Genomic DNA, 25214 nt, shown 5'->3' on the forward strand with positions numbered 1-25214 from the left:
ATGAAGCACGCAGGATGGGACCGTGCCCGCCGACCGCCCGAGGACGCTGCGCGACGTCGCCGCCGAGCTCGGCGTGTCGGCGAAGACGGTCTCCAACGCCTTCTCCCGGCCCGACCAGCTCTCCCCGCAGCTGCGCGAGCGGGTGCTGGAGACCGCCCGCCGGCTGGGCTACCCGGGCCCGAACCCATTGGCGGCCGGGCTGCGCCGCGGGCGGGTCGGCGCGATCGGCGTCGCCTACGACAACGGCCTGTCCTACGCCTTCGACGACCCGGTCGCGCTCGCGCTGCTGGCCGGCGCCTCCGCGGTGGCCGAGCCCGCCGGCGCGGGGCTGCTGCTGGTGCCGGGGTCCACCGATGCCCGCCGCCGGCTCGCCGCCGTGCACGGCGCCGTCGTCGACGGGCTGGTGGTCTGCTCCCTCGGCGACGACGACCCGCTGCTCGCCGCGGCCGCCGCCCGCGGGCTGCCGCTGGCCGTGGTCGACCAGCCCCGGCCCAGCCGGCTGGCGGAGCTCGGGGCGCCCGGGACGCCGTGGGTGGGCGTCGACGACCGGGCCGCCGCGGCCGGGGTCGCGGAGCACCTGCTCGCCCTCGGGCACCGGCGGATCGCCGTCGTCTCCTTCGGCATGCACGCCGAGCCGATCGAGCGCGGCCTGGCCGGCGAACGCGTGCAGGACGCGGCCACGTACGCCGTGACCCGCGACCGGCTGGCCGGCTACCGCGACGCCGTCGGGCGGGCCGGGCTGGACTGGTCGGCGGTGCCGGTGTGGCACGGCGAGGACAGCACACCCGACGTCGGCGCCGCCGGCGCGGAGGCGGTGCTCGACCTCTCCCCCGCGCCGACGGCGCTGCTGTGCCTGAGCGACCGGCTCGCCGAGGGCGCGCTGGCGGTGGCCGCCCGCCGCGGGCTGCGGGTGCCGGAGGACCTGTCGGTCGCCGGGTTCGACGACGCCGCCCCGGCCGCGGGCCTCGGCCTGACCACCGTGCGCCAGCCGGTGCGCGAGAAGGGCCGGGCGGCGGCGGCCGCGCTGCTCGACGCGATCGCCGGCCGCCCGGCGCCGCCCCCGCTCACGCTGCCCACCGAGCTCGTCGCCCGGGCGACGACGGGCCCGCCGCGGGAGGACTAGCGGCCGCGCCAGACCGGGGCGCGGCGCTCGGCGAACGCGGTCGCGCCCTCGCGCGCGTCCTCGGAGGAGAACACCGGCTCGATGAGCTCCTGCTGCCGGGCCCAGCCCTCCTCGGCGGTCCAGTCGGCGGTCGAGCGGGCGATCTGCTTGGTCGCCGCCACCGCGAGCGGGCCGTTGGCGGCGATCACGCCGGCCAGCTCGACGGCGGCCTCCAGCGCGCCGCCGTCGTCGACGACCCGGTTGACCAGCCCGACCGCGGCCGCGCGCTCCGCGTCGACCGGCTGCCCGGTCAGCAGCATCTCCATCGCGATCGCCTGGGGGATCCGCCGCGGCAGGAACAGCGCGGCGCCGGCGGCGGCCACCAGCGAGCGGCTCACCTCCGGCACGCCGAAGCGGGCGCCCCGGCCGGCGACGACGAGGTCGCAGGCGAGCACCAGCTCGAACCCGCCGGCCAGCGCCCAGCCCTCGACGGCGGCCAGGAGCGGCCTGCGCGGCGGGGTCTGGGTGATCCCGCACAGCCCGCGGCCCTCGATGGCCGGCCGCTCGCCGCGCAGGAACGCCTTGAGGTCCATGCCGGCGGAGAAGGTGCCGCCCGCGCCGGTGAGGACCCCGGCCCGCAGCTCGTCGGAGGCGTCGAGCTCGTCGACGGCGGCGGCCACGCCCCGCGCCACGGCGGCGTCGAGGGCGTTCTTGGCCTCGGGCCGGTTGATCATGATGACCTGCACGGCGCCGCGGCGCTCGACCAGGACCGGTTCGGACACGGGCGTGCCCCCTCCTCCGCGGCGGACCGCGGGCTCGTGCGACCCCGTCAGCGGGGCCGCGACCACTCCGCCACGACGGCGGCGGCGTCGGCCGGGCCGTCGGCGACCGGCGCGGCGGGACCGGGCGGCGTGCGCGAGAAGCGCGGGGCGGGCGCCGCCTGCACCACGCCGCCGACCTCGGTGAACGTGCCGCGGGCGGCCAGGTGCGGGTGCGCCGGCGCCTCGCGGGGCTCGAGCACCGGGGTGACGCAGGCGTCGGTGCCCTCGAACACCCGCTCCCAGTGCTCCCGCGGCTCCGCGGCGAAGGCGCGGGTGAACTCCTCGCGCAGCCGCGGCCAGCCGGCGGGATCCATCTGCGCGGGCAGGCCCGCGTCCGCGAGGCCGAGGCCTGCGAGCAGCTGCGCGTAGAACTGCGGCTCCAGCGCCCCGACCGCGACGAACCGTCCGTCGGCGCAGGGGTAGACGTCGTAGAAGGGCGCGCCGCCGTCGAGCAGGTTGGTGCCGGGCCGGTCGGACCACACGCCCATGCCGCGCATCGACCACATGAGCTGCGAGACCAGCGCGACGCCGTCGACCATCGCGGCGTCGACCACCTGCCCGCGGCCGGACACGGTCCGCTCGTGCAGCGCCGACAGGATGCCGACCAGCAGCAGCATCGAGCCGCCGGCGTAGTCGGCGACGAGGTTCAGCGGCGCCCGCGGCGTCTCGCCCGGGTGGCCGAGGGCCGCCAGGGTGCCGGTGAGCGACAGGTAGTTGACGTCGTGGCCGGCCCGCTGCGCCCACGGCCCGTCCTGGCCCCAGCCGGTCATCCGCGCATAGACCAGCCCGGGGTTGCGCTCGTGGCAGGCGTCGGGGCCGAGGCCGAGGCGCTCGGCGACGCCGGGCCGGAAGACGTCGACGAGCACGTCGGCGTGGGCGGCGAGGGAGAGCACGAGCTCGCGGCCCTCGTCGGTCTTGACGTCGGCGGCGACCGGGCGCCGCCCGCGCATCACGACGTCGCGGCCGCCCTCGGACATCCGCAGGCCGCCGGCGGGCCGCTCCACCCGGACGACGTCGGCGCCGAGGTCGGCGAGCACCATCGCCGCGTGCGGGCCGGGGCCGATGCCGCCGAGCTCGACGACGCGCAGGCCCGCGAGCGGGCCGGTCACGCCGCGCTCCGCAGGTGCCGGTCGAGGAAGCGCAGGATCCGGCCCCAGGCGTCCTCGGCCGAGGGCTGGTGGTAGCCGACGCCGACGACCTTCTCCAACGCGGTGAACGGCCCCGCGTTGTGGTGGTTCAGAAAGGAGTGCCCGGCGCCGGGGTACTCGTGCACGTCGTGCGGGACGCCGGCGTCGGTGAGGATCCGCTCCAGCCGGGCGGCGGTGCCCCGCAGCGCGACGTCGCGCCGGCCGTAGCTGGCGACGACCGGGCAGGCGCCGGCGAGCACCCGCTCGGCGTCCTTCGGCAGGAAGCCGTAGTTGGGCGCGGCGACGTCGAAGCCGCGGGTGGCGCCCATGAGCGCGAAGCCGCCGCCCATGCAGAAGCCGAGCACGCCGATCCGGCCGGTGCAGTCGTCGCGGTCAGCGAGGAAGCGGCGGGCGGCCTCGAGGTCGCCGAACGCGGGCCCCTCGCCCCGGTTCAGCGCGCGGAAGGTGGAGCGCAGGCAGCGGCGCTTCCCGCCGGCGCTGAACAGGTCGGGGGCGACCGCGAGGTAGCCCGCGGCGGCGAGCCGGTCGGCGTGCTGGCGGACGTCGTCGGTGAGCCCGAAGACCTCGTGCACGACCACCACGCCCGGCCAGGGCCCCTCCCCCACCGGCGGGACGGCGAGGTGCGCGGACAGCTGCGGCGTGCTGACGCCGCCGGGGACGACGGTGCTGGGCAGGACGGCCTCCCGGGTCGCGGACGGTGCGGCGCGGCCGACGCTAGCGCCGGGGTGTGACCGTCGTCCCACCGGGCCGGGTGACGCGCGGATCACGTCCCGGGGACTGGCGCGGAGGCCTCGGGAGGAGGACAGTTGGATTTGCAGACCCAGCAGGTCGGAGCCGGTTTTCTGTGACCGGGACGACACCGCGGGGCCCGCCGGCAACGGCCGGGAGCGACCGTCGCCGTCGACCGTCGCACGAGGAGGACCCGTCATGACCCGCCTGCGCTCCGCCCTGGACTCCGCCCGCGCCACCCGCGCCCGTCGCCGTGACGACCGCGAGATCGCCCGCGCCCTCGCCTCCGCCCCGACGCTGGAGTCGGCGCACGAGATCGCCGCGCTGGCCGCGCGCCGCTGAGCCCCGCCACCGAGCACCCGCCACCGAGCCCGGCCGGCCCCGCGCCGGCCGCTCCCCACGACCCCTCGGCCCTCCGGCCGGGGGGTCGCGTCGTCCCGGGGTGTGGCCTGCGCGACATCCGCGGCGCTAGGGTGGCACTCAGTGCCACCGGCGGTGGGTCAGGGGCCGAGCGGACGGAGACGACAGTGGCGAACGCGTGGTTCGAGACCGTGGCCGAGGCCCAGCGGCGGGCGAGGCGCAGGCTGCCCAAGGGCGTCTACGGCGCCCTGGTCGCCGGCTCCGAGAAGGGCCTGACCGTCGACGACAACCTGCGGGCCTTCGACGAGCTCGGCTTCGCCCCGCACACCGCGGGCCTCGCCAACGCCCGGCAGATGGCCACCACCGTCATGGGGCAGGAGGTCTCCATGCCGGTGCTCATCAGCCCCACCGGCGTGCAGGCGGTGCACCCCGACGGCGAGGTCGCCGTCGCCCGCGCCGCCGCTGCCCGCGGCGTGGCCATGGGCCTGTCGTCGATGGCCAGCAAGCCGATGGAGGAGGTCATCGCCGCCAACCCGAAGACCTTCTTCCAGCTCTACTGGGTCGGCGACCGCGACACCATGGCCGCCAAGGTCGAGCGCGCCCGCCGCGCCGGCGCCGCCGGGCTGATCGCCACCCTCGACTGGTCCTTCGCCTACGGCCGGGACTGGGGCTCCCCCTTCATCCCCGAGAAGATCGACCTCGAGGCCGTCCGCCGCTACGCCCCGCAGGTGGCGCTCCGGCCGCGCTGGCTGCTGCAGTTCGCCCGCACGATGAAGCTGCCCGACCTCAGCGTGCCGAACATGGTCGGCGACCCCTCGGAGACCCCGCCGACCTTCTTCGGCGCCTACGGCGCGTGGATGCAGTCGCCCATGCCCACGTGGGAGGACGTCGCCTGGCTGCGCGAGCTGTGGGGCACGGACAAGCCGTTCATGCTCAAGGGCGTCATGCGCGTCGACGACGCCAAGCGGGCCGTGGACGCCGGCGTCACCGCCATCTCGGTGTCCAACCACGGCGGCAACAACCTCGACGGCACCCCGGCCTCCATCCGCGCCCTCCCGGCGATCGTCGAGGCCGTCGGCGACCAGGTCGAGGTCCTGCTTGACGGCGGCATCCGGCGCGGCTCCGACGTCGCCAAGTCCCTGGCCCTGGGCGCCAAGGCCGTGATGATCGGCCGCGCCTACCTGTGGGGCCTGGCGGCCAACGGGCAGGCCGGCGTCGAGAACGTCCTCGACCTGCTCCGCGACGGCCTCGGCTCGGCGCTCACCGGCCTGGCCCGCGAGTCCGCCGCCGACCTGTCCCGCGACGACGTCGTCGTCCCGCCCGGCTTCGAGCGGCGCCTCGGCGTCCCCGGAGACGACGCGCCGGTCGCGACCGCCCCGGCGGCGCCGAAGGCCCCCGCCCGCCCGCGCCGCCCGAAGAGCGCCTGAGCCCGGGTCCGGGGCCGCTGCCACGTCGCGCGGCCCCGGATCCGACCTGGTCGGGGCCTCTCCGGCCGCCTACGCTGCGCCCGTCATGAGCGGCGAGACGGGGCGGGTCCGGTTCTGGGTCCTCGGCTCCGTCGGCGCCGACCGCGACGGCGCCCCGCTGGACCTCGGCGGCCGCCGGCAGCGCTCCGTCGTCGCCCGGCTGCTGGTCGCGGGCGGGCGGATGGTGCCCGCCGAGCTGCTGGTCGCCGACCTCTGGCAGGGCGCCTCCCCCGCCGACGCGACGGGCGCGCTGCAGGCGCACGTCAGTCACCTGCGCCGGGTCCTCGAGCCGGGCCGGGCGCCCCGCACCCCCGCGCGGCTGCTGGTCACGGTGCCGCCGGGCTACGCGATCCGGGCCGAGGGCGACGCGACCGACGTCGGCGAGGCCACCCGGCTGCTCGACGAGGGCGACCGCCTCCTGGAGGCCGACCCCGCCGCCGCCAGGCAGCGCTACACCGCGGCCATCGACCTGTGGCGCGGGCCCGCGTACGCCGAGTACGCCGACGAGCCGTGGGCCGCGCCCGAGGCCGCCCGCCTCGACGAGCTGCGGCTGACCGCCGTCGAGCGCCGCGCGGCCGCCGCCCTCGCCGCCCCCGGCGGCCGGGACCCGCTGCCGCAGCTGCGCGCGCACGTCGCCGAGCACCCGCTGCGCGAGGAGGGCTGGCGACTGCTGGCGCTCGGCCTCTACCGCGCCGGGCGGCAGGGCGAGGCGCTCGCTGCGCTGCGCGAGGTGCGCGCCCGGCTCGCCGAGGAGCTCGGCGTCGACCCCGGGCCGGCGCTGCGGGCGCTGGAGGACGACGTCCTGGCGCAGGCACCGCACCTGCTGCCCGTCCGCGCGCCCGCCCGCGCCGCCGGCCGCCCGGCGCCCGTGGCCGCCGCGGGACCGCCCCGCCCGGTGGGCCGCGACGCCGAGCTCGCCGCCCTGGAGGCCGCCGCGGACCGGGCGGCCGGGGGCCGGCTGGAGGTGGCGCTGCTCGCCGGGGAGGCCGGCAGCGGCAAGACGACGGTGCTGGACTCGCTGCGCGCCACCCTCGCCGCCCGTGGCTGGACGACGCTCGCCGTGTGCTGCCCGGAGACCGACGGCGCCCCGCCCGGCTGGCCGTGGGCCGAGGCGCTGCGCGCGCTGGCCGCGACCTGCCCGCCGGAGGACCCCGCCCCGCTGGCGGCGCTGCTCACGGACGACGCGCCGACCCCGGCCGGCGGCGACCCCGCCGGCGACCGGTTCCGGCTGCACCGCACCGTCGCCGCCTGGCTCGCGCGGGCAGCCGCCACCGCGCCCCTGCTGGTCACCGTCGACGACCTGCACCGCGCCGACCGGGAGACCACCGCCCTGCTGCTCGACGTGCTGCCCGCCCTGGCCGGCTCGCCGGTGCTGCTGGTCGCCGGGCACCGCCCCGAGGAGAGCGCCGCGCTGGCCGACGTCCTCGCCGCGCTCGCCCGCCGCTCCCCGGAGACGCTGCGGCTGCGCGGCCTGGACCGCGACGCCGTCGACGCCCTCGTGGCCCGCTGGTCGATCACGCCCGTCGACGGCCGCACGCGCGCCGCGATCGCCGAGCGCGCCGACGGCAACCCGTTCCACGTCCGCGAGCTGGTCCGGCTGGTGGGCGGCGGCGCCGAGGTGGCCGCGGTGCCGGGCACCGTGCGCGACGTCGTCCGCCACCGGCTCGCCGCGCTGCCCGCCCGCACCGGCACGCTGCTGCGGCTGGCCGCGGTGATCGGCCGCGACGTCGACGCGGAGGTCCTCCTGGCCGCGGCCGGGGAGGACGACGAGGAAGCGCTGGTCGAGGCGCTGGAGACCGCGCTGGTCAGCGGCCTGCTCGTGGAGCCCGGACCCGGCCGGCTGCGCTTCGTGCACGCCCTCGTGCGCGACACCCTCTACGAGGACCTCTCCTCCCTGCGCCGCACCCGGCTGCACGGGCGGGTCGCCGCCGTCCTCGAGCGGCTGCGCCCCGACGACGTGACCGCGCTCGCCCACCACGCGGCCGCGGCCGGGCCCGGGTCGGCCGCGGCGGCGGCCCGATGGTCGGAGGCGGCGGCGGAGCTGGCGCAGCGGCGGTTCGCGCACGCCGACGCCGCGGTCATGTGGGGCCGGGCGGCGGACGCCACGGCCACCGCCCGGCCCGGCGACGGCGCGGAGCTCGCCCGTCTGCTGGCCGCGCAGGCCGCGGCCACCGCGCTGGCCGGCGCCGTCGGGCCGGCGCGGGCCCTGCGGGCACGGGCGCTGGCGGCGCTGCCCGACGACGCGCCCGCCCCGCTGACCGCCGCGGTCCTGCTGTCCTCCGACGTCCCCACCTTCTGGAACCCGCGGGTCGACCCCGTCGACGACCGGTTCCTCGCGCGCACCGAGGCGCTGGCCGCCTCCCTCTCCGACGACGACCCGCTGCGGCCCCGCCTGCTGGCGCTGCTGGCCACCGAGTTGGAGGAGCGCCTCGACGAGCGCGCCGCGCCGGTGTCGCGCGCGGCCCTGGATGCGGCCCGCCGCGCCGGGGACCCGGTGGCGCGGGCGCACGCGCTGGCCGCCCGCGCCGTGCACACCCACCGCGACTCCGCGCCCGACGAGCGCGCCGCGCTGGGCACCGAACTGCTCGACCTGGCCCGCGGACACGGCCTGGGCGTCTTCGAGGCGGTGGCCCGGCTGGTGTTGCTGCAGGACGCCTGCGCCCGCTTCGACCTCGCCGCGGCCGACGGGCAGGCCGCCGCGGCCGAGGAGCTGGCCGGCCGGCACGGGCTGCGGCTGCTGCGCGGGATCGCGCGCGCCTACGGGGGGATGCGGCTGGCCTGCGCGGGCCGCGGGGCCGACGCCGACCGGGTCTACGGCGACGCCGTCGAGGAGCTGCTGGACGCCGGCTGGTACCGCGACGTCGCGGAGTCGGTGCGGGTGATCGGCCGGCTGTGCCTGCACGCCTCCGGCGCCGGCACGGGCGTGCCGCCGGTGGGCCGCGCCGACGTCGAGCGGGTGCTGTCGGCCGCCCCCGACGACCTGCGGGAGAGCGTGGCGCTGGCGCTGGTGCTCGCCGGCGACGCCGAGGGCGCCCGCGCGCTGGGCCCGGCGCTCCCGCGCTACGGCCGCGACCCCTACACCCAGGTGTTCCTCTACTTCCGGGGCGTGGTGGGACTGGCGCTGGGCGACCGGGCGCGCACCGCGGAGGCGGAGGCCGGGCTCGCGCCGTGGGCCGCGGGGGTGTGCGCGGCGGAGTCGGCGTCGGTGGCGCTGGGCCCGACGGCGACGCTGCTGGCGCGGCTGGCCGCCGCGCGCGGCGACGGGGCCGCGGCGGCGGCCCACCAGCGGGTGGCCGTGGCGGTGGCCACGGCGTCGGGCAACCCCGGCTGGCTGGCCGCCGCCCGCGCCGCGGTCTGACTCAGGCGCCGCGGACCAGGTCGCGGCGGCGCAGCCAGCCCGGCTGGACCACGCGCAGCAGCAGGCGCAGCGGCGCCGGCGCCCCGGCGAACAGCTGCGCGCGCTCCTCGCGCGTGCGGCAGGAGTCGACGATCCACGGCAGCACGAACACCATGTGCCGCGGGCTCGTCCCCTTCCGGAAGCGCGTCTCCACCCGGGCGAAGTCACCGGCCGAGACGAAGCGACGCATCACCGGGAACACCTCGCGCTCCTCCTCCCCGATGTGCTCGTCGAGCTCGTCGGCGAGCTCGGTGAGGACGGCGGCCAGCGGCGCGGCCGAGGCAGGACCGGCCTCCGCGAATCGGGCCAGCGCTGACCGCGCCCGGTCGAGGACGCCCTGCAGCGCGGTGTGGTCGTCGGAGAGCGGGCCGAGGTCGACGGCGTCGCCGGCCGACGCCACGATCACCGGCCACAGGACGTCGTCCTCGCGGGAGTGGTGCACGTGCACCTCGTGCAGCACCGCCTCCCCGAACCGGACGACGGCGCGCTGCCGGTCCGGCGGGCACGGGTCCCCGGCGGCGATCGCGGTGGCGGCGTCGGCGAGCAACCGGCAGCCCGAACGCAGGGCGCGGTGGACGAGGGAGAAGCCGAACAGGTCGGGCTCGGGGTCGCCGGGACGGCGCGGGGTGACGGGGAAGGGCAGGGCGGGGCTGGTCGAGGTCATGCCGGGACGGTCGCGCCGGCCGGTTGGCGGCGACTTGTGAGCCGCATGGCACGCCGCGTGACCGGCCCGTGACCCGCGGGTGTGCGCCTCGTCGCAGCGGGCTGACCGGCGGCCTGACGGCGGCCTATGCTCTCGCCGCCATGGTCGACGCGGGTGCCGGAACTGTCGTGTTCCGCGTGCTGGGTGAGGTGTCGGCGACCCGCGACGGCGCACCCCTCGACCTCGGCGGCCGGCGCCAGCGCTCCGTCGTCGCCCGGCTGCTCGTCGCCGGCGGCCACGTCGTGCCGGCCGAGGTGCTGGTCGCCGACCTGTGGCGCGGTGCCTCACCGGCCGACGCGCTCGGCACGCTGCAGGCGCACGTGAGCCACCTGCGCCGGGTGCTCGAGCCCGGCCGCGCCCCGCGGACGCCGGCACGGCTGCTGGTCACCGTCCCGCCCGGCTACGCGCTGCGCCCGGCCGCCGGGGACGTCGACGCGCGGCTGGCCGGGCAGCTCGTCGACGAGGGCGACCGGCTGGCGCCGACCGACCCGGCGGCCGCGCGGCAGCGCTACACCGCGGCCATCGACCTGTGGCGAGGGCCGGCCTACGCCGAGTACGCCGACGAGCCGTGGGCCGCGCCCGAGGCCAGCCGGCTGGACGAGCTGCGGCTGACCGCCGTCGAGCGGCGCGCCGCCGTGGCCCTCGAGGACCCGCGCGGCCGCGACCCGCTGCCGCAGCTGCGCGCGCACGTCGCCGAGCACCCGCTGCGCGAGGAGGGCTGGCGGCTGCTGGCGCTCGGGCTCTACCGCGCCGGACGGCAGGGCGAGGCGCTCGCGGCCCTGCGCGAGGTGCGCGCCCGCCTGTCCGAGGAGCTCGGCGTCGACCCCGGCCCCGAGCTGCGGGCGCTGGAGGAGGCGGTGCTCGCGCAGGCGCCGTCGCTGCTGCCGGTGCGCACCCCCGCGCCGGTCGTCGGCTCCCCGGCGCCCGCCGCGCCTCTCCCTCCTCCCTCCCCCGCGTCGCCCGCTCCGGAGGCGCCCCGGCCGGTCGGCCGCGAGGCCGAGCTCCGCGCGCTGCAGGCCGCGGCCCGCCGGGCCGCCGGCGGCCGCGTCGAGGTGGTGCTCCTCGCCGGGGAGGCCGGCAGCGGCAAGACCACCGTCCTCGACCACCTGCGCGCGCGGAGTCCGCCGGCCGCGGGTGGACGACCCTGGCGGTGTCCTGCCCGGAGACCGACGGCGCTCCGCCGGCCTGGCCCTGGTCGGCGGCGCTGCGCTCGCTGGCCGCGGCCTCCCCGCCTCCCGACCCCGGCGCCCTGGCGACGCTGCTCACCGACGACGCCCCGTCGGGCGCGGGCGATCCGCTCGGCAGCCGCTTCCGGCTGCACCGCGCCGTCGCGGGCTGGCTGGCGCGGGTGGCCTCGCGCGCGCCGCTGGTCGTGACGGTCGACGACCTGCACCGCGCCGACCGCGAGACCACCGCGCTGCTGCTGGACCTGCTGCCGGCGCTCGCCGGGTCGCCGGTGCTGGTCGTGGCGGGCTACCGGCCGGAGGAGAGCGCGGGGCTCGCGGACGTGCTGGCCGCGCTGGCCCGCCGCTCGCCCACGCGCCTGGCGCTGCGCGGGCTGGACAGCGCCGCCGTCGACGAGCTGGTCGGTGACTGGGCGCTCACCCCCGTCGACCGGCGCACCCGTGCCGCCATCGCCGCGCGCGCCGACGGCAACCCCTTCTACGTCCGCGAGCTGCTGCGGCTGGTCGACTCCGGCGCCGACGTCGACGCCGTGCCCGGCACCGTGCGCGACGTCGTCCGGCACCGGCTCGCGGGCCTGCCCGCCCGCACCGGCACCCTGCTGCGGCTGGCCGCCGTCATCGGCCGCGACGTCGACGCCGACCTCCTGCTGGCGGCCGCGGCACCGGCCGAGGGACCGGGGAGCCTGCCCGGCGGCGCCGACGACGACGCCCTGGTGGAGGCGCTGGAGACCGCGCTGGTCAGCGGCCTGCTCGTGGAGCCCGGACCCGGCCGGCTGCGCTTCGTGCACGCCCTCGTGCGCGACACCCTCTACGAGGACCTCTCCTCCCTGCGCCGCACCCGGCTGCACGGGCGGGTCGCCGCCGTCCTCGAGCGGCTGCGCCCCGACGACGTGACGGCGCTCGCCCACCACGCGGCCGCGGCCGGGCCCGGCGCGGCGGCCTCGGCGGCGCGCTGGGCGCGGGCGGCGGCGGAGCTGGCGCAGCGGCGGTTCGCCTACGCCGACGCCGCCGTCATGTGGGGCCGGGCCGCCGAGGCCCTGCGCACCGCCCGGCCCGACGACCCGGGAGAGCTGGCCTGGCTGCTGGGCGCCCAGGCGCACGCGTCCGCGCTGGCCGGCGCCGTCGGGGAGGCCCGCGCCCTGCGCAGCCGCGCCCTGGAGGTGCTGCCCGAGGACGCCCCGCCGACGCTGACCGCGGGCGTGCTGCTGTCCTCGGACGTGCCGACCTTCTGGAACGCCTGGGTCGACCCCGTCGACGACCGGTTCGTCGCGCGGACCGAGCGCACCGTCGCGGGGCTGCCGCACGGCGACGCCCAGCGCTCGCGCCTGCTCGCGATGCTGGCCACCGAGCTCGAGGAACGCCACGACGAGCGGGCGGTGACCGCCTCGGCGGGGGCGGTGGCCGAGGCCCGGCTCAGCGGCGACCCGCACGCGCTGGCCCACGCGCTGGCCGCGCGGCACTTCCACGCCATGCGCGACGTCGACCGCACCGAGGCGCTGGCGCTGGGCACCGAGCTGCTCGAGCTGGCGCAGCGCGAGGGCTGGGGCGTGTTCGCCGCCGTCGCCCGGCTCATGCTGCTGCAGGACACCTGCGCCGTGCTCGACCTCGACGCCGCCGACGGGCACGCCGCGGAGGCCGAGCGGCTCGCCGCCGCCCACGGGCTGCCGCTGCTGCACGGCATCGCGCGGTGCTACGCCGGGCTGCGCGCCGCCGTCGTGGGCCGGGTCGCCGAGGCGGAGGCGGTGTACGACGCCGCCGAGCAGGCCCTCCTCGCGGCCGGCTACTACCCCGCGGTGGCCCGCGCGCTGCGCCTGAACACCCAGCTGTGCCTGCAGCTGGGGTCGCCGGAGGCGCGGCCGGTCAGCCCCGAGGAGTTCGCCGCGCTCGTGCCCGTCTCGCCCGAGATCGCGGGCGAGACCTGGGCGCTGACGCTGGTGCTGGCCGGCCGGGTGGACGAGGCGCGGGCCTCCTGCCCGCGCCGGGAGCGCACGACCCGCGACCTGTTCACGCCCTTCTTCGCCTTCGTGCGCGGAGAGGTCGGCCTCGCCCTGGGCGACGCGGAGCGCATGGCCGAGGCCGAGGCCGAGCTGGCCCCCTACCGCGACACCGTGTGCGGGGTGGAGACGGCGCTGCTCGCGCTCGGCCCGACCGCCACGCTGCTGGCGCGGCTGGCCGCCGCCCGTGGCGACGACGCCGCGGCACGCGCCCACCGGGACGTCGCCGTCGCGGTGGCCGGGCGTACCGGCCACCCCGGCTGGATCGCCGCGGCCCGCGCCGCCCTGGACTGACCCGCCCTCCCGGGACCGCCGTCCGACCGTCGCCGAGGGGCCCTCGTCGCGCTAGTGGCCCCCCGGGCCGGCCAGGAGGGCGGTGCGGCGGCGCCAGCCGGGGCCGGTCAGCCGGCCGAGCAGCCGCAGCGGCACGGGGGTGACGGCGCGCAGGCCGGCTCGCTCGGCGTCGTCGCGGCAGGCGCCGGCGAGCCACGGCAGGACGGCGGCCGCGTGCCGCAGGCCCGGGCCGCGCACGCAGACCGCCTCGTAGCGGGCGAGGTCGCGCGCCGAGACACACCGGCGCAGCAGCGGGAACACCTCCCGCTCCTCCTCGGCGACGTGCTCGTCGAGGGCGACGGCCAGCTCGCCGAGGACGGCGGCCGCCTGCCCGGACCCGCCGGCGGCCGACGCCGCGAGCGCCGAGCCGGCCCGGTCCAGCAGCTCCCGCAGCACCGTGTGGTCCTCCACGAGCGGCTCCAGGTCGGCGGCGTGCGCCCCGGCGCAGGCCGCGAGGACCGGCCAGAGGACGGCGTCCTCCCGCTCGGTGTGCGCCCGCACCTCGCGCAGCACCACCCGGCCGACGGCGGCGAGCGCACGCCGGCGCGGCGGCGGGAGCGGTTCCTCCTCCGCCAGGGCGGCGGCGCCGGCGAGGAGCCGGACGCCGTCGCACAGCGCCCGGTGTGCCAGCGCCAGGCGCGCCACGTCGGCCTCGGGATCGCCGGGCCGGCGGGGCGTGACGGGGAAGGGCAGCGGTGCGGTCACGGGAGGACGCTCCCCCGGCCCGGTTGCCGGTGACTTGCGTCCCGCCAAGCGGCGGAAGCACCCGGGTCCCCGCCGCGTTGGCAACCAGGAGGAAGACGTCGTCGCCCCTGGAGGAACCCCGTGCGCATCCCGCTGTCCGTGCTCGACCTCGCCCCCGTCGCCCGTGGGGAGACCGTCGGGGACAGCATCGCCGCGAGCGTGGCCCTGGCGCAGCGCGCGGAGGAGGCCGGCTACCGCCGGGTCTGGTACGCCGAGCACCACAACATGCCGACCATCGCCTCGTCGGCCACCAGCGTCCTCATCGCGCACGTCGCCGCGCACACCGGCACCATCCGGCTCGGCGCCGGCGGCGTCATGCTGCCCAACCACTCCCCGCTGACCATCGCCGAGCAGTTCGGCACGCTGGCCTCGGTGCACCCCGGCCGCATCGACCTGGGCCTGGGCCGCGCGCCCGGCTCGGACCAGAACACGATGTACGCGCTGCGCCGCGACCCCGCCTCCGCCGACCGCTTCCCGCAGGACGTGCTGGAGCTGCAGGGCTACCTCACCGGCAACTCCCGGGTGCCCGGCGTGCAGGCCGTCCCCGGCCGCGGCACCGACGTCCCGCTGTACGTGCTCGGCTCCTCGATGTTCGGCGCCGGCCTCGCCGCCGCGCTCGGCCTGCCCTACGCCTTCGCCTCGCACTTCGCGCCGCAGATGCTCGAGCCCGCCGTCGCCGCCTACCGCCGCGACTTCCGGCCCTCCGAGCAGCTCGACGCCCCGTACGTCATCGCCGGCGTCAACGTGCTCGCCGCCGACAGCACCGGGGAGGCGCGCGAGATGCTCGCCGCCACCCGCCGCCGGCTCGCGGTCGGCCTGTTCGGCCAGGGCCGGGACCTCGACGACGACGCCGCCGACCTGCTGCTGTCCTCCGGCGCGGGCCGGCACGTGGACTCGATGCTCACCCACACCGCCGCCGGCACCCCCGACGAGGTGCGCGAGCAGCTGACCGCCTTCGCCCGGCTGGCCGACGCCGACGAGCTGATCACCGCCCACCAGGCGCCCACGACCGAGGCCCGGCTGCGCTCGGTCACCCTGGCCGCCGAGGCGATGGAGTCCGTCCCCGCCTGACGGGCCATGTGCGCGACAAAGGCCCACCCCGGGGTCCGCCTGTCGCGCGCGAGGCCGACCCAGGGGCCGACAGCGCTACAAAGGCCCACCCCGGGTCGCGCGCGGAAGGCGGTACCGGGGCGTCGGGGGGCTGCGGCACGGGGCGGTCCGCGAGGATGACTCGGTGCACGCCGAGACCGTCCTCCTGCTCGTCCTCGCCGCGGTGGCGGTCATCGTCGCGGCCCGGTGGCTGGCCGGGCGCACCGGCCTGCCCGCCGCCGCGCTGCTGACCGTCACCGGGCTGGTCTACGCGCTGCTGCCGGGGCCCAACCTCGAGCTCGACCCCGAGATCGTGCTCACCGTCCTGCTCCCGCCGCTGCTCTACAGCGCCGCGCTGGACTCCTCGCTCATCGCGATCCGCGCGAACATGCGCACGGTCGTGGGGCTCTCGGTGCTGCTCGTCGTGGTCACCGCGCTGGTGATCGGGGTGGGCTTCGCGCTGTGGGTGCCCGGTGCCACGCTGGCCGCCGGCATCGCGCTCGGCGCCGCCGTCGCGCCGCCCGACCCCGTGGCCGCGCTCGCCGTCGGCCGGCGGGTGGGGCTGCCGCCGCGGCTGGTGACCCTCATCCAGGGCGAGGGCCTGCTCAACGACGCCACCGCGCTGACCCTGCTCAGCGTCGCGATCGCGGCCGCCGTCGGCGACGGGTACTCCACCTGGTCGGCGCTGGGCTCGTTCGCCGTGTCGGCCGCCGGCGGGGTGGCCGCCGGCCTCGTCGTCGCCTACGGGGTGCGGCCGCTGCGCCGGCTGCGGCGCGACCCGCTGTCGTCCAACGCGGTGTCGCTGGCCACCCCGTTCGTCGCCTACCTGCTCGCCGAGTCGGTGCACGTGTCCGGCGTGCTCGCCGTCGTCGTCGCCGGGCTGGTCATCTCCCACAACGCGCCCTACTGGCAGTCCGGCGCCACCCGGCTGCAGACCGACGCCGTGTGGAAGCTCGTCGACTTCCTGCTCGAGGGCGTCGTCTTCCTGCTCATCGGCCAGCAGCTGCCCGCCGTCATCCGGGGGCTCGGCCAGTACGCGCCGTCCACCGTCGTGATCGCGTCGCTCATCACCGTCGGGGCGGTGCTGCTGGTCCGGCCGCTGTGGCTGTGGCTCACCGAGCACGCCCCGCAGGCCCTGCACATGCGCCTGGGCGGCTCGCCGATCGAGGCCGAGACCAGCCCGCCGGGCGGTCGCTCGCCGATGGCGCCGCGGCTGTCGGGCCGGGAGATCACCGCGCTCAGCTGGGCCGGCACCCGCGGCGTCATCAGCCTGGCCGCCGTCTTCACCATCCCGCTCACCACCGACGCCGGCGACCCGTTCCCCGACCGCGACCTGCTGCTGTTCTGCGCCTTCCTCGCCGTGCTGGTCACCCTCGTCGGGCAGGGCGCCACCTTCGCGCCGCTGGTGCGCCGGCTGGGTCTGCGCGCCGATGCCGCCGACGCCGCCCGGCTGCGCAACCAGGCGCGGGTGGCTGCCGTCGAGGCGGGGCTGACCCGGCTCGACGAGATGCAGGCCGAGCAGCACGACCACGTCGACGACGCCGCCATCGAGACCATCCGGGCCGCGCTGCGCACCCGGCGGGACCGCTACGAGCGGCGCCTGGAGGTGCTCACCGATGCCGAGGGCGACATCCCGATGTCGCCGCAGTACGAGGCGGCGCTGCGGGTGCGCCGGGCGGTCATCGACGCCGAGCGGGAGGAGCTGCTGCGCTGGCGCGACGCCGGCCGGCTGCCCGACGAGGGGCTGCGCACGCTCGAGCGCGAGCTCGACCACCAGGAGCACCTGCTGCCCTCCCGGCCCGCCTGAGGGTCAGAACCGGTCGGCCCCCGACAGGCCCACCCGGTCGGCGCTGGCCTCCCACAGCGCGACGGCGAGGTCGTCGTCGAAGGCCTGCGGGCTGTCCCGCACGGCGACGCCGCGCTCGTGGTACTCCCCGGGCTCCCAGTCGACGCCGGGCGTGCCGGTCGCCAGCCGGGCCAGCTCGGCGCCCCCGGCCGACGGGCGGCCCATGACCAGCCAGCGCAGCGGCGTCCGGTAGGCCACCCGCATCCGGCTGGTCGAGCCGCGGGTGAGCCGGGTGGCGAGCACCCCGGGGTGGAAGGCCACCGCGGAGACGCCGGCCGGGCCGAGCCGCCGCTGCAGCTCCCGGGTGGTCAGGATCTGCGCGAGCTTGCTGTCGCCGTACGCCTTGTCGGCGGAGTGGCGGCGGGCGTTGTCGAGGTCGGCGAGGTCGAGGACGCCGTACATGCGGGCCGCGGCGCTGGAGGTGGCGACGACGGTGGCCCGTCCGGCGACCAGCGGCCCCCGCAGCAGCGCGGTGAGCAGGAACGGCGCGAGGTGGTTGACCTGCAGCGTCGTCTCGTTGCCGTCGGCGGTGGTGCGCGGTCGGCCGAACACCCCGCCGGCGTTGTTGGCCAGCACCTCGATGCGCGGGTGCCGGTCGCGCAGCCGGGACGCGAGCGCCCGGACGTCGTCGAGGCGGGCGAAGTCGGCCACCTCGGGCTCACCGCCGACCTCGGCGGCCACCGCCCGGGTGCGCGCGGGGTCGCGGCCGACGACGACCACCCGCCACCCGTCGGCGGCCAGCAGCCGGGCCGCCGCCGCCCCGATGCCGCTGGAGGCGCCGGTGACGACGGCGGTGCGGGCGCCGCTCAGCGGTGCGCGTCGAGCCAGGCGACGACGTCGGCGAGGACCTCGTCCTTCTCCGGCTCATTGTGCGGCTCGTGGTACAGCCCGTCGTAGACCCGCACCGTGAGGTCGGGCGAGCCGGCGTGCTCCCGCACCACCTCGCTGGCCGACGGCGGCATGAGCCGGTCCTCGCCGCCGTGGATCACGAGCAGCGGCAGCCGCAGCCCGCGCAGCCGCTCCGGCATCCCCGCCGCGCCGAGCATGATCGACGAGCCGGTGCGGGCGACCATCTTCCCGGTGTGGTTGAGCGGGTCGGCCCGGTAGGCGGCCACCACCTCGGGGTCGCGGCTGACGGTCTCGGGGTCGAGGGTGAGCACGCCCAGGCCCGGGGCCAGCCGGGACAGCAGCGGGGCGACGGCGCGCTGCACCGGGGTGGCGGTGCTCGTGTCGAGGGCCGGCGCGGAGATGACTCCGCCGGCGACCCGCCCGTGCGGCTCCCCGGTGAGGTACTGCAGCGCCACGAGGCCGCCGAGGCTGTGGCCGTAGACGAACACGGGGACGCCGGGGTGCCGGTCCCCCGCGGCGCGCACGGTCGCAGCGACCCCCTCGACGGCGGCGTCGAGGCCCCGGATGTCGCCGCGCCGGCCGGGCGAGCGGCCGTGGCCGGGGTGGTCGGGGGCGTAGGAGGCGTAGCCGGCGGCCCCGAGCCGCTCGGCGACGTGCGCGTAGCGGCCGCCGTGCTCGTGGGCGCCGTGCACCAGCACGACGACGCCGACCGCGCCGGGCACCGACCAACCCTGCCAGTACTGCCCCGTGGGCAGCGTCCCCTGACCGTGTCTCGTCACGCGCGCACGGTAGCCCCCGGCCCGGGCGCCGCCCCCGCCGCGGGTACCGTCCGCCGGTGACGAGCACCCGCCCCGCGCCGCGGTTCGACGCCCCCGCGGGCACCGTCCTCGGCCGGTGGGACGACGGCGTCGTGCGGGCCACCGGCATCCGCTACGCCCGCGCGGAGCGGTTCCGCCCGCCGGTGCCCGAACCGCCCGCGGACGGCGTGGTCGACGCGACGGCGTGGTCGCCGGCCTGCCCGCAGCCGCCGGCGCCGGAGCTCGAGCTGATGGTCACCGACCCGATGGGCGAGCTGGTCGCCGACGAGGACTGCCTGCGCCTGTCGGTGACCGCGCCGGAGGGCTGCGTCCCCGGGAGCGGATCCCACACCGATCGCCTGCCGGTCATGGTGTGGGTGCACGGCGGCTCCTACGTCAGCGGCGCCGGGGACGCGCCCGCCTACGACCCGGCCGCCCTGGTGCGCGAGCAGCGGGTCGTCGTCGTGGCGGTCACCTACCGGCTCGGGCTGCTCGGGTTCCTCGGCGTCCCCGGGGACGGCGGGCGGCCGGCCAACCTCGGCCTGCTCGACCTGATCGAGGCGCTGCGCTGGGTGCAGGCGAACGTCGCGGCCTTCGGCGGCGACCCGGACGCGGTCACGCTGTTCGGCGAGTCCGCGGGCGGCGACGCGATCGCCCACCTCATGGCCGCCGACGGCGCCCGCGGGCTGTTCCGCCGCGCCGTGGTCTCCAGCGCGCCGCTCGGGCTGTCCCGCGGTCGCGCCCGCATGAGCGCCGCGATGGCCGCCGCGGCCCGGACCCTGGACGCCGCCGCACCGGTGGCCGACGTCGTCGGCGCGCAGGCGCGGGTGGCGGCCCGGGCGCGGCGCCACGGCCTCGCCGGCGCCATGCCGTTCGGCACCCAGTACGGGTTCGCGCCGCTGCCGGCCGAGGACGCGCTCGCGGCCGCGTGGGCGGAGCGGGCGCCGGAGGTCGACCTGCTGGTCGGCACGAACAGCCGCGAGGTGGCCCTGTTCGTGGCGCTGCTGCCGCCCGCCGCCCGGCTGGCCCGTCTGCCGGGCACCCGCCGGGCCGTCGAGGCGCTGGTCCGCGGGCTGAGCCGGCGGATCTACGCCCGCGACGCCGTCGGCCTCGCGCGACGGCACCGGGCCGCGGGCGGCCGCGCCGCCTCCTACGTGCTGTCCTTCGGCGCGGGCGCGCTCACCGGCGCCCACGCCGTCGACCTGCCGCTGCTCTTCCCGCACCGGCGCAGCTGGGAGCACTCGCCGCTGCTGGCCGGCATCCCGTGGGACGACGTCGTCGCCGCCGGCCGCGAGGTCCGCCGCGTGTGGGCGCACGTCGCGCGCACCGGCGCGGTCCCGGCCGACCTGCCGCCGTTCCTCACCGTCGACCGCGGCTGAGCGGTCAGGGGACGACCGGCTCCACGTCGCGGGTGCAGAACATGCACACCGACGCGTCGACCGGGATGAAGCTCTTGCAGTGGTCGCACTCCCGGTTCCCCTGGGCGCCCGCGGTCTCCCGGCCGGTCGCCCGCCGGATGGCCTGCACCAGGAACATGATCGTCAGGGCGAGGAGCAGGAACGACACCAGCGCGGTGAGGAACGAGCCGTAGCGGATCTCCGCGCCGTTCACCGTGAGCGTCAGGGCGGTGAAGTCCGGCTGCCCGAAGACCGCCGCCACGAGCGGCAGGATCACGTCGCCGACCAGCGACTCGACCACCGTGGCGAAGGCGGCGCCGATGGCGAGCCCCACGGCCAGGTCCACGAGACTGCCCGAGAAGGCGAAGTTCTTGAAGTTGGTCAGCAGCGTGCGCACGGTCCCTCCCCGTCCGGTCCGACGATCGGGAGGCTAGGGGCGCGAACTCAGGACGGCTCGGCGGACGGCGGGTCCGACGGCGGGGCGTCGGCGGGCCCCGGGCCGAGGTCGCGCTGCAGCCAGGCGACGTCGTGCCAGGCGCCGTCCTTCCAGCCCACCCGCCGGTACGTGCCGGCGTCGGTGAACCCGAGCGCCCGGTGCAGGCCGAGGCTCGCCTCGTTGGGCAGCGTCACCCCGGCCAGCACCCGCCGGTACCCCCGCCCCGCCAGCCGGTCCAGCAGCGCGGTGTAGAGCGCCCGGCCCGCGCCGGTGCGCCGCCGGCCGGGCTCCAGGTAGACGCTCACCGTGCACGCGAAGCGGTAGGCGTCGCGCGCCATGGACGGGCCGCCGTAGGCGTAGCCGCGCACGCCGCCGCCGAGGTCGCCGTCGTCGAGGACCAGCCAGGCGTGCCGCTCCTGGGCGGCGGCGATCCGGCGGGCCATCTCCTCCGCCGTCGGCGGATCCGTCTCGAAGGAGACGGCGGTGCCGGTGACGTAGGGGGCGTAGACGTCGCGGCAGGCGGCCGCGTCGGCCGGGGTGGCGTCGCGCACGGACACCCGGACGACGCTAGCGGCCGCTCAGACCGGGACCGGCTCCTCCCGCCACAGCACCGGCTCGCCGCGGCGGCCCTGCTTGGACACGTACATGGCCTGGTCGGCCCGCTTGGTCAGCGCCGCCGGGTCGGTGCCCGGACCCGCCCACGCGATGCCGAGGCTGGCCTGCAGCGGCACGGTGCCGGCGGTGATCTCGGCCGGGACGGCGAGCGCGGCGCGGATGCGGGCGCCGAGCGCGGCCGCCGCCTCCGGGCCGTCGACGCCGCGGCTCACCACGAGGAACTCGTCGCCGCCGATGCGCCCGACGATGTCGTCGCGGCGCAGCACGCCGGCCAGCCGGGTGGCCGTGGTGACCAGCAACTCGTCGCCCGCGTCGTGGCCGAGGGTGTCGTTGACCGGCTTGAACTCGTCGAGGTCGACGAAGACCACCGCGGTGCTGTCGGCGGCCAGCGCCGCCTCGAGCACCGCCATCGTCGAGGCGCGGTTGTGGCAGCCGGTGAGCGGGTCGAAGGTGGCCTTCGCGGTCAGCTCCTCGCGCATGCGGGCGCTGTCGGTGACGTCGGAGACGCAGACCAGCGCGCCGGGCGCGCCCTCGCGGTCGCCGAGCGCGACCAGGCTCACCGCGCACACCCGCGCCTCGCCGGCGGGTGTGCGGACGGCGAGCTCCAGGGAGCCGTCCTCGCCGTCGGTCAGCGCCCGGGTCAGCGCGGCGTCGAGCAGCGCGAGGCCGGTCTCGTCGAGGACGGTGGCGACGTCGTCCCAGCCGCGGACCGCGGGCAGGCCCAGCACGACCGGCAGGCGGGAGTTGCTGTGCACGACCTCCCGGTCGACGGTCAGCTGCACGATGCCCTGCGGCAGCGACTCGGTGAGCCGGCGCAGCAGCCGCTCCTGCTGCCGCAGCGCCTCGTGGGCGGCCATCTCGTCGGAGACGTCGCTCATCTGCGTGACGACGGTGGCGTCGGCGGGGTCGTCGGCCGGGACGTACTGGTTCTCCAGCTCCAGCCACGCCCACGTGCCGTCGGCCCGGCGGTGCCGCAGCCGCACCCGCTGCGCGTCCTGGCGGGACAGCAGCTCCAGCCAGTTGGCGATCGCGCGCTCCTGGTCGTCGGGGTGGACGAACTCCGAGGAACGCTGGCCGACCATCTGCGCCGGGGTCCAGCCGAGCATGCGGGTGGTGCGCTCGTCGATCTCGGTGATCACCGCCAGTGCGGTCTTGCGCACGGTCGCGGTGCGCGGCCGGCGGGACACCTCGAGGCCGGCCAGCGGGGCGGCGGCGTCGCCCCCGCCCTCACCGACGAGCACGTCGAGGGCGCCGACGAACACGCCGTGGCTCTCTCGGACGTCGACGAAGGTCAGCGACAGCGGCACCTCCGGCTCGCGGCGGCCGTGCACGGTGGCCAGCCCCACGCCGTTGGCGCGGGCGCGCTCCCACGCGCCGATGACCGTCATGGCCTCGGCCGGGACGATCGCGTCGAGGATCGTGGCGCGGTCGGCCGGCGGGGCCATCACGCGGCCGGGCGGGACGCCGACCGAGGCCGGCACGGGGACCAGGACGCCGTCGGAGGCGATCGCGGCGAGCACGGCGTCGGGCAGCCGGACCAGGGAGGCCAGCACGTCCTCGCGCTCGGCCTGCGTTCTCGGGATGGCGGACACACCCGTGCGGTCGGCAGGTCCGGGCCGGGACTTGAGCGCCGGGGATGCGGCCGGCTCACTCCACCGGGTCACCCGTGGGCGTGTCGCCCGGGAGAGTGGCACCATCGGCGGCACCGAGAGCTCGGCGCCTCGAACCACGGGGCGCCGCGTCCTCCCCCACGCCGGGGCCGCCCCGGCTGGAGGTGCCGCCGTGCTCCCCGTGACGACCGTCCCCCGTCCCCGCACCGACCTCGGCGGCTGGCTGCTGCCGGCCGCCCGGCGCTGGCACGCCGCCGAGGACACCGCCGCCGCCGTCCGTGCGGTGCTCACCGACCTCGCGACGGTGTTGCCGGCCTCCGCCTCGGCGTCGGTCACCCTGCTCGGCACCGGGCGCCGGCCCGGTGCCCCGGCCGGCGCCCGCCCGGCCACGGACCTCGACGCCGTCCAGGTGCGCCGCACGGAGGGCCCGCTCACCGCCGCGCTGGCCGGCACCCCCTCCGGCAGCGCGGACCTGCTCCGTGACGCGCGCTGGCCGGCCCTCGCCGTGGTCGCCGACGGGCTCGACGTGCGGGCGGCCACGTGCCTGCCGCTGGAGACCGCGCGCGGGGTGCTGGGTGCTCTGTCGGTCTACGTCACCGGGAGCGGCCCGTGCGCCGACCGGGCCCTGCTCACCGCCGCCGCAGGGCACGCCGCGCTGGCGATCGACGCCGTGCGGCGGACGGCCCACCTCGCCGTCGCGCTGGAGAGCCGCGACGTCATCGGCCAGGCCAAGGGCGTGCTCATGGAGCGCTACCGGGTCACCGCGGACACCGCCTTCGGGATCCTGGTCCGCGCGTCGCAGGACACGCACCGCAAGGTGCGCGAGGTGGCCGAGCTCGTGACCGAGACGGGGGTCGCGCCGGGGCCGGTGGTGCCATGACCGGAGGACGGCACGACTGGGTCGTGCTCGACAGCGAGGAGGCGCACGCGCAGGTGGTGGGCGACTTCGTGGCCGACGGCGTGCGCCGCGGCGAGGTCGTGCTGCTCGCCGGACTGGGCGCGCGCGAGGAGCGGCTGTGGTCGCGGCTGCGCCGCGCCGGCCTGGTCGGGGAGGGCTGGACGCCCTCGGCCACCACGCCGGTGTGGGTCGTGCCCCCCGACCCGCAGCGGCTGCCCGGCGAGGTGGCGCGGGCGGTCGCCGAGGGCTGGCCGGGCATCCGGGTCTCCGGCGCGCTCACCGGCCCCGGCGTCGCCCCGTTCGAGGCGGTCGTGGCGGAGCTGGACCCGCCGGTCCCGCTGACCGTGCTGTGCCCCTACTTCCGCCGGCTGCTCGGGCCGGGCGACCGCGAACTGCTGGAGCCGATGCACGACGGCGAGGTCGACGCGACCGCGGAGTACGACGACGGCGTCTTCCGGCTCGTCCGCGACGGCGACGTGCTGCACCTGGCCGGCGAGCTCGACTCCGGCAACGCCGACGCGCTGCGGGCGGTGCTGCGCTCCAGCCTGCGGTCCGACGGCGCGCCCGCCACCTGGGACGTCGCGGACCTGCGCTTCCTCGACGTCGGGGCGGCCGACGCGCTGGTCGCCGCGGCGGCCGGACCGCCCGGGCTGACACTGCGCGGCGCGTCGCGGCTGACCGGGCGTCTGGTCGGCCTGGTCGCCGACCGGTACCCCGGCCGCGCGGTGGTGCTCGCCGAGTCCGACGGGGACACCGCCTCCCCGTGAGCGGACCGCCCGCGTCGCCGGTGCACCGGTGCGCCCTGCACGCCGGGACCGGGGAGGCCGCGGCGCTGGCCGTCGCGCTCGCCCGGCGCGCGCTGGACGCCGGCTGCCCGGTGGTGGCGCACGTCGACGACGACCTCCGGCGGGCGCTGACCGGGCGGCTCCCGCGCGGGGCCGTGGCGTTCGCGTCCCACGAGGCCCTGGCGGGGGCCACCCCGGAGGACCTCGTGGCCGACTGGACCCGGCACCTGGCGTCGACCTCCGCCGCGCGGGTCGCGGTGCTCTGCCAGCAGCCCTTCGGTCTGCTGCCCGACGTCGAGCGGTGGCGGGCCGCGGAGTTCGCCACCACGGCCGCGCTCGCCGGGCGGCCGGTCGAGGTGACCTGCCTGGTCGACACCGCGGCGGTGCCGCCCGCCGACGTCGCGATGGCGCGCGCGACCCACCCGGTGCTGTGGTGCGACGGCGCCGACCTGCCGAACCCGGACCTGGAGCCGCCGCCGCCCGGCGAGGACCGGGGTGGTCGATGCGGCGACACGCTCGCCGAGGGCGTCCTCGACCCGGAGGCGGCCGCGGGCAACCGGGCCTGGTGGGCTGAGGTGCTCGGGGCCGCCGGGCTGGCCGACGGTCGGCGCGACGAACTCGTGCTCGTGCTGCACGAGGCGGTCGGCACCGCCGCGGCGCTCACCGGCCGGCCGGCCGCCGTGCCGGTGCGGGTGGCCCGCGACGGCGCGGCGCTGCGCTGCGAGGTCGCCGTCGGCGCCCCGTGCCCGTCGCTGCGCCCGTCGGCGGTGCCCGACGACCGCCGGCTGCTCATGCTGTGGCTGGCGGAGAAGGTCTCCCCCGCCGTCACCCTCGCCCTGCAGCCGGCGCCCGGCGGCTGCCGGATCGTGGTCCGCGCCGAGCCCCTCGACGGCGGCTGACCGGCCGGGCCC

General features: G+C 78.5%; 21 protein-coding genes. 11 read left to right on the forward strand and 10 right to left on the reverse strand.

From position 1 onward, the window contains the following. Positions 1–22 precede the first annotated feature (22 nt). On the forward strand, positions 23–1123 hold the full coding sequence (locus tag WA616_RS02935; RefSeq protein WP_336027167.1) for a LacI family DNA-binding transcriptional regulator: 1101 nt from the start codon (positions 23–25) through the stop codon (positions 1121–1123). Here WA616_RS02935 and WA616_RS02940 read toward each other — a convergent pair. The 3 genes from WA616_RS02940 to WA616_RS02950 are packed head-to-tail and all read right to left on the reverse strand — an operon-like array spanning position 1120 to position 3814. After that, positions 1120–1884, reverse strand: coding sequence for a crotonase/enoyl-CoA hydratase family protein (locus WA616_RS02940; protein ID WP_336027169.1), 765 nt, complete (start codon positions 1882–1884; stop codon positions 1120–1122). The two genes, WA616_RS02935 and WA616_RS02940, sit on opposite strands and share 4 nt — an antisense overlap. A 47-nt stretch (positions 1885–1931) precedes the next feature. After that, positions 1932–3032 (reverse strand): CaiB/BaiF CoA transferase family protein, encoded by a 1101-nt coding sequence (locus WA616_RS02945; protein ID WP_336027170.1) that lies wholly within the window; start codon positions 3030–3032, stop codon positions 1932–1934. Continuing rightward, complete coding sequence (locus WA616_RS02950) at positions 3029–3814, reverse strand: dienelactone hydrolase family protein (RefSeq protein ID WP_336027171.1); 786 nt, start codon at positions 3812–3814, stop codon at positions 3029–3031. The genes WA616_RS02945 and WA616_RS02950 overlap by 4 nt, the downstream gene beginning before the upstream one ends. Before the next feature lie 184 nt (positions 3815–3998). Here WA616_RS02950 and WA616_RS02955 point away from each other — a divergent pair, with 184 nt between their 5' ends. From WA616_RS02955 to WA616_RS02965, 3 genes are all read left to right on the forward strand, one after another. Then, on the forward strand, positions 3999–4142 hold the full coding sequence (locus WA616_RS02955) for a hypothetical protein (RefSeq protein ID WP_175562841.1): 144 nt from the start codon (positions 3999–4001) through the stop codon (positions 4140–4142). Positions 4143–4327: 185 nt separating this feature from the next. Continuing rightward, positions 4328–5587, forward strand: coding sequence for a pre-mycofactocin synthase MftD (gene mftD, locus WA616_RS02960; RefSeq protein ID WP_336027173.1), 1260 nt, complete (start codon positions 4328–4330; stop codon positions 5585–5587). 85 nt (positions 5588–5672) lie between these two features. After that, the gene (locus tag WA616_RS02965; RefSeq protein ID WP_336027175.1) at positions 5673–8984 is read left to right on the forward strand and encodes a BTAD domain-containing putative transcriptional regulator; all 3312 of its coding nucleotides are present in this window, start codon (positions 5673–5675) and stop codon (positions 8982–8984) included. Between the two features lies 1 nt (position 8985). Here the strand turns inward: WA616_RS02965 and WA616_RS02970 are convergent, their stop codons facing one another. Then, entirely contained in the window at positions 8986–9687 is a 702-nt protein-coding gene (locus WA616_RS02970) for a hemerythrin domain-containing protein (protein WP_083628540.1), read from the reverse strand. Positions 9688–9827: 140 nt separating this feature from the next. Here WA616_RS02970 and WA616_RS02975 point away from each other — a divergent pair, with 140 nt between their 5' ends. Next, positions 9828–11102 carry an AfsR/SARP family transcriptional regulator gene (locus WA616_RS02975; protein ID WP_442901966.1) on the forward strand — a complete coding sequence of 425 codons (1275 nt, stop codon included), beginning with the start codon at positions 9828–9830 and terminating at the stop codon, positions 11100–11102. Positions 11103–13249: 2147 nt separating this feature from the next. Here the strand turns inward: WA616_RS02975 and WA616_RS02985 are convergent. Continuing rightward, positions 13250–13942 carry a hemerythrin domain-containing protein gene (locus tag WA616_RS02985; protein WP_336027181.1) on the reverse strand — a complete coding sequence of 231 codons (693 nt, stop codon included), beginning with the start codon at positions 13940–13942 and terminating at the stop codon, positions 13250–13252. Positions 13943–14062: 120 nt separating this feature from the next. Here WA616_RS02985 and WA616_RS02990 point away from each other — a divergent pair, with 120 nt between their 5' ends. Beyond that, complete coding sequence (locus WA616_RS02990; protein ID WP_336027182.1) at positions 14063–15052, forward strand: LLM class flavin-dependent oxidoreductase; 990 nt, start codon at positions 14063–14065, stop codon at positions 15050–15052. A gap of 163 nt (positions 15053–15215) precedes the next feature. After that, the gene (locus WA616_RS02995) at positions 15216–16877 is read left to right on the forward strand and encodes a Na+/H+ antiporter (RefSeq protein WP_336027183.1); all 1662 of its coding nucleotides are present in this window, start codon (positions 15216–15218) and stop codon (positions 16875–16877) included. Positions 16878–16880: 3 nt separating this feature from the next. On the opposite strand, the gene WA616_RS03000 is transcribed toward WA616_RS02995, so the two are convergent. Beyond that, positions 16881–17744, reverse strand: coding sequence for an SDR family NAD(P)-dependent oxidoreductase (locus tag WA616_RS03000; protein WP_336027576.1), 864 nt, complete (start codon positions 17742–17744; stop codon positions 16881–16883). Further along, positions 17723–18544, reverse strand: coding sequence for an alpha/beta hydrolase (locus WA616_RS03005; RefSeq protein ID WP_336027184.1), 822 nt, complete (start codon positions 18542–18544; stop codon positions 17723–17725). Before WA616_RS03005 ends, WA616_RS03000 begins: the two co-directional genes overlap by 22 nt. Positions 18545–18600: 56 nt before the next feature. On the opposite strand from WA616_RS03005, the gene WA616_RS03010 reads away from it, so the two are divergent. Next, a complete protein-coding gene (locus WA616_RS03010) occupies positions 18601–19941 on the forward strand; it encodes a carboxylesterase family protein (protein ID WP_336027187.1) in 1341 nt (446 codons plus the stop codon). A 4-nt stretch (positions 19942–19945) separates the two neighbouring features. Here the strand turns inward: WA616_RS03010 and mscL are convergent, their stop codons facing one another. Genes mscL through WA616_RS03025 form a run of 3 tightly spaced genes read right to left on the reverse strand, consistent with a single transcriptional unit; the run spans position 19946 to position 22602 of the window. Continuing rightward, positions 19946–20356 (reverse strand): large conductance mechanosensitive channel protein MscL, encoded by a 411-nt coding sequence (gene mscL, locus WA616_RS03015; protein WP_336027188.1) that lies wholly within the window; start codon positions 20354–20356, stop codon positions 19946–19948. Between the two features lie 47 nt (positions 20357–20403). Continuing rightward, a complete protein-coding gene (locus tag WA616_RS03020; RefSeq protein ID WP_336027189.1) occupies positions 20404–20952 on the reverse strand; it encodes a GNAT family N-acetyltransferase in 549 nt (182 codons plus the stop codon). A gap of 21 nt (positions 20953–20973) precedes the next feature. Then, on the reverse strand, positions 20974–22602 hold the full coding sequence (locus tag WA616_RS03025; protein ID WP_336027190.1) for a sensor domain-containing protein: 1629 nt from the start codon (positions 22600–22602) through the stop codon (positions 20974–20976). A gap of 199 nt (positions 22603–22801) precedes the next feature. Here WA616_RS03025 and WA616_RS03030 point away from each other — a divergent pair, with 199 nt between their 5' ends. The 3 genes from WA616_RS03030 to WA616_RS03040 are packed head-to-tail and all read left to right on the forward strand — an operon-like array spanning position 22802 to position 25202. Beyond that, complete coding sequence (locus WA616_RS03030; RefSeq protein WP_336027192.1) at positions 22802–23500, forward strand: ANTAR domain-containing protein; 699 nt, start codon at positions 22802–22804, stop codon at positions 23498–23500. After that, entirely contained in the window at positions 23497–24285 is a 789-nt protein-coding gene (locus WA616_RS03035; protein WP_336027193.1) for an MEDS domain-containing protein, read from the forward strand. The genes WA616_RS03030 and WA616_RS03035 overlap by 4 nt, the downstream gene beginning before the upstream one ends. Then, the gene (locus tag WA616_RS03040) at positions 24282–25202 is read left to right on the forward strand and encodes a hypothetical protein (protein WP_336027194.1); all 921 of its coding nucleotides are present in this window, start codon (positions 24282–24284) and stop codon (positions 25200–25202) included. The genes WA616_RS03035 and WA616_RS03040 overlap by 4 nt, the downstream gene beginning before the upstream one ends. Positions 25203–25214 lie beyond the last annotated feature (12 nt).

Origin of the sequence: Geodermatophilus sp. FMUSA9-8 (assembly GCF_037034165.1) — a bacterium.
Taxonomy (GTDB): Bacteria; Actinomycetota; Actinomycetes; order Mycobacteriales; family Geodermatophilaceae; genus Geodermatophilus; species Geodermatophilus nigrescens.

What these genes read in the sequence shown, in the direction of transcription:
- WA616_RS02955 (WP_175562841.1), top strand. Translation starts at nt 3,999, where the DNA reads ATGACCCGCCTGCGCTCCGCCCTGGACTCCGCCCGCGCCACCCGCGCC.
- WA616_RS02970 (WP_083628540.1), bottom strand. Translation starts at nt 9,687, where the DNA reads ATGACCTCGACCAGCCCCGCCCTGCCCTTCCCCGTCACCCCGCGCCGT.
- WA616_RS03035 (WP_336027193.1), top strand. Translation starts at nt 23,497, where the DNA reads ATGACCGGAGGACGGCACGACTGGGTCGTGCTCGACAGCGAGGAGGCG.
- WA616_RS02965 (WP_336027175.1), top strand. Translation starts at nt 5,673, where the DNA reads ATGAGCGGCGAGACGGGGCGGGTCCGGTTCTGGGTCCTCGGCTCCGTC.
- WA616_RS02975 (WP_442901966.1), top strand. Translation starts at nt 9,828, where the DNA reads ATGGTCGACGCGGGTGCCGGAACTGTCGTGTTCCGCGTGCTGGGTGAG.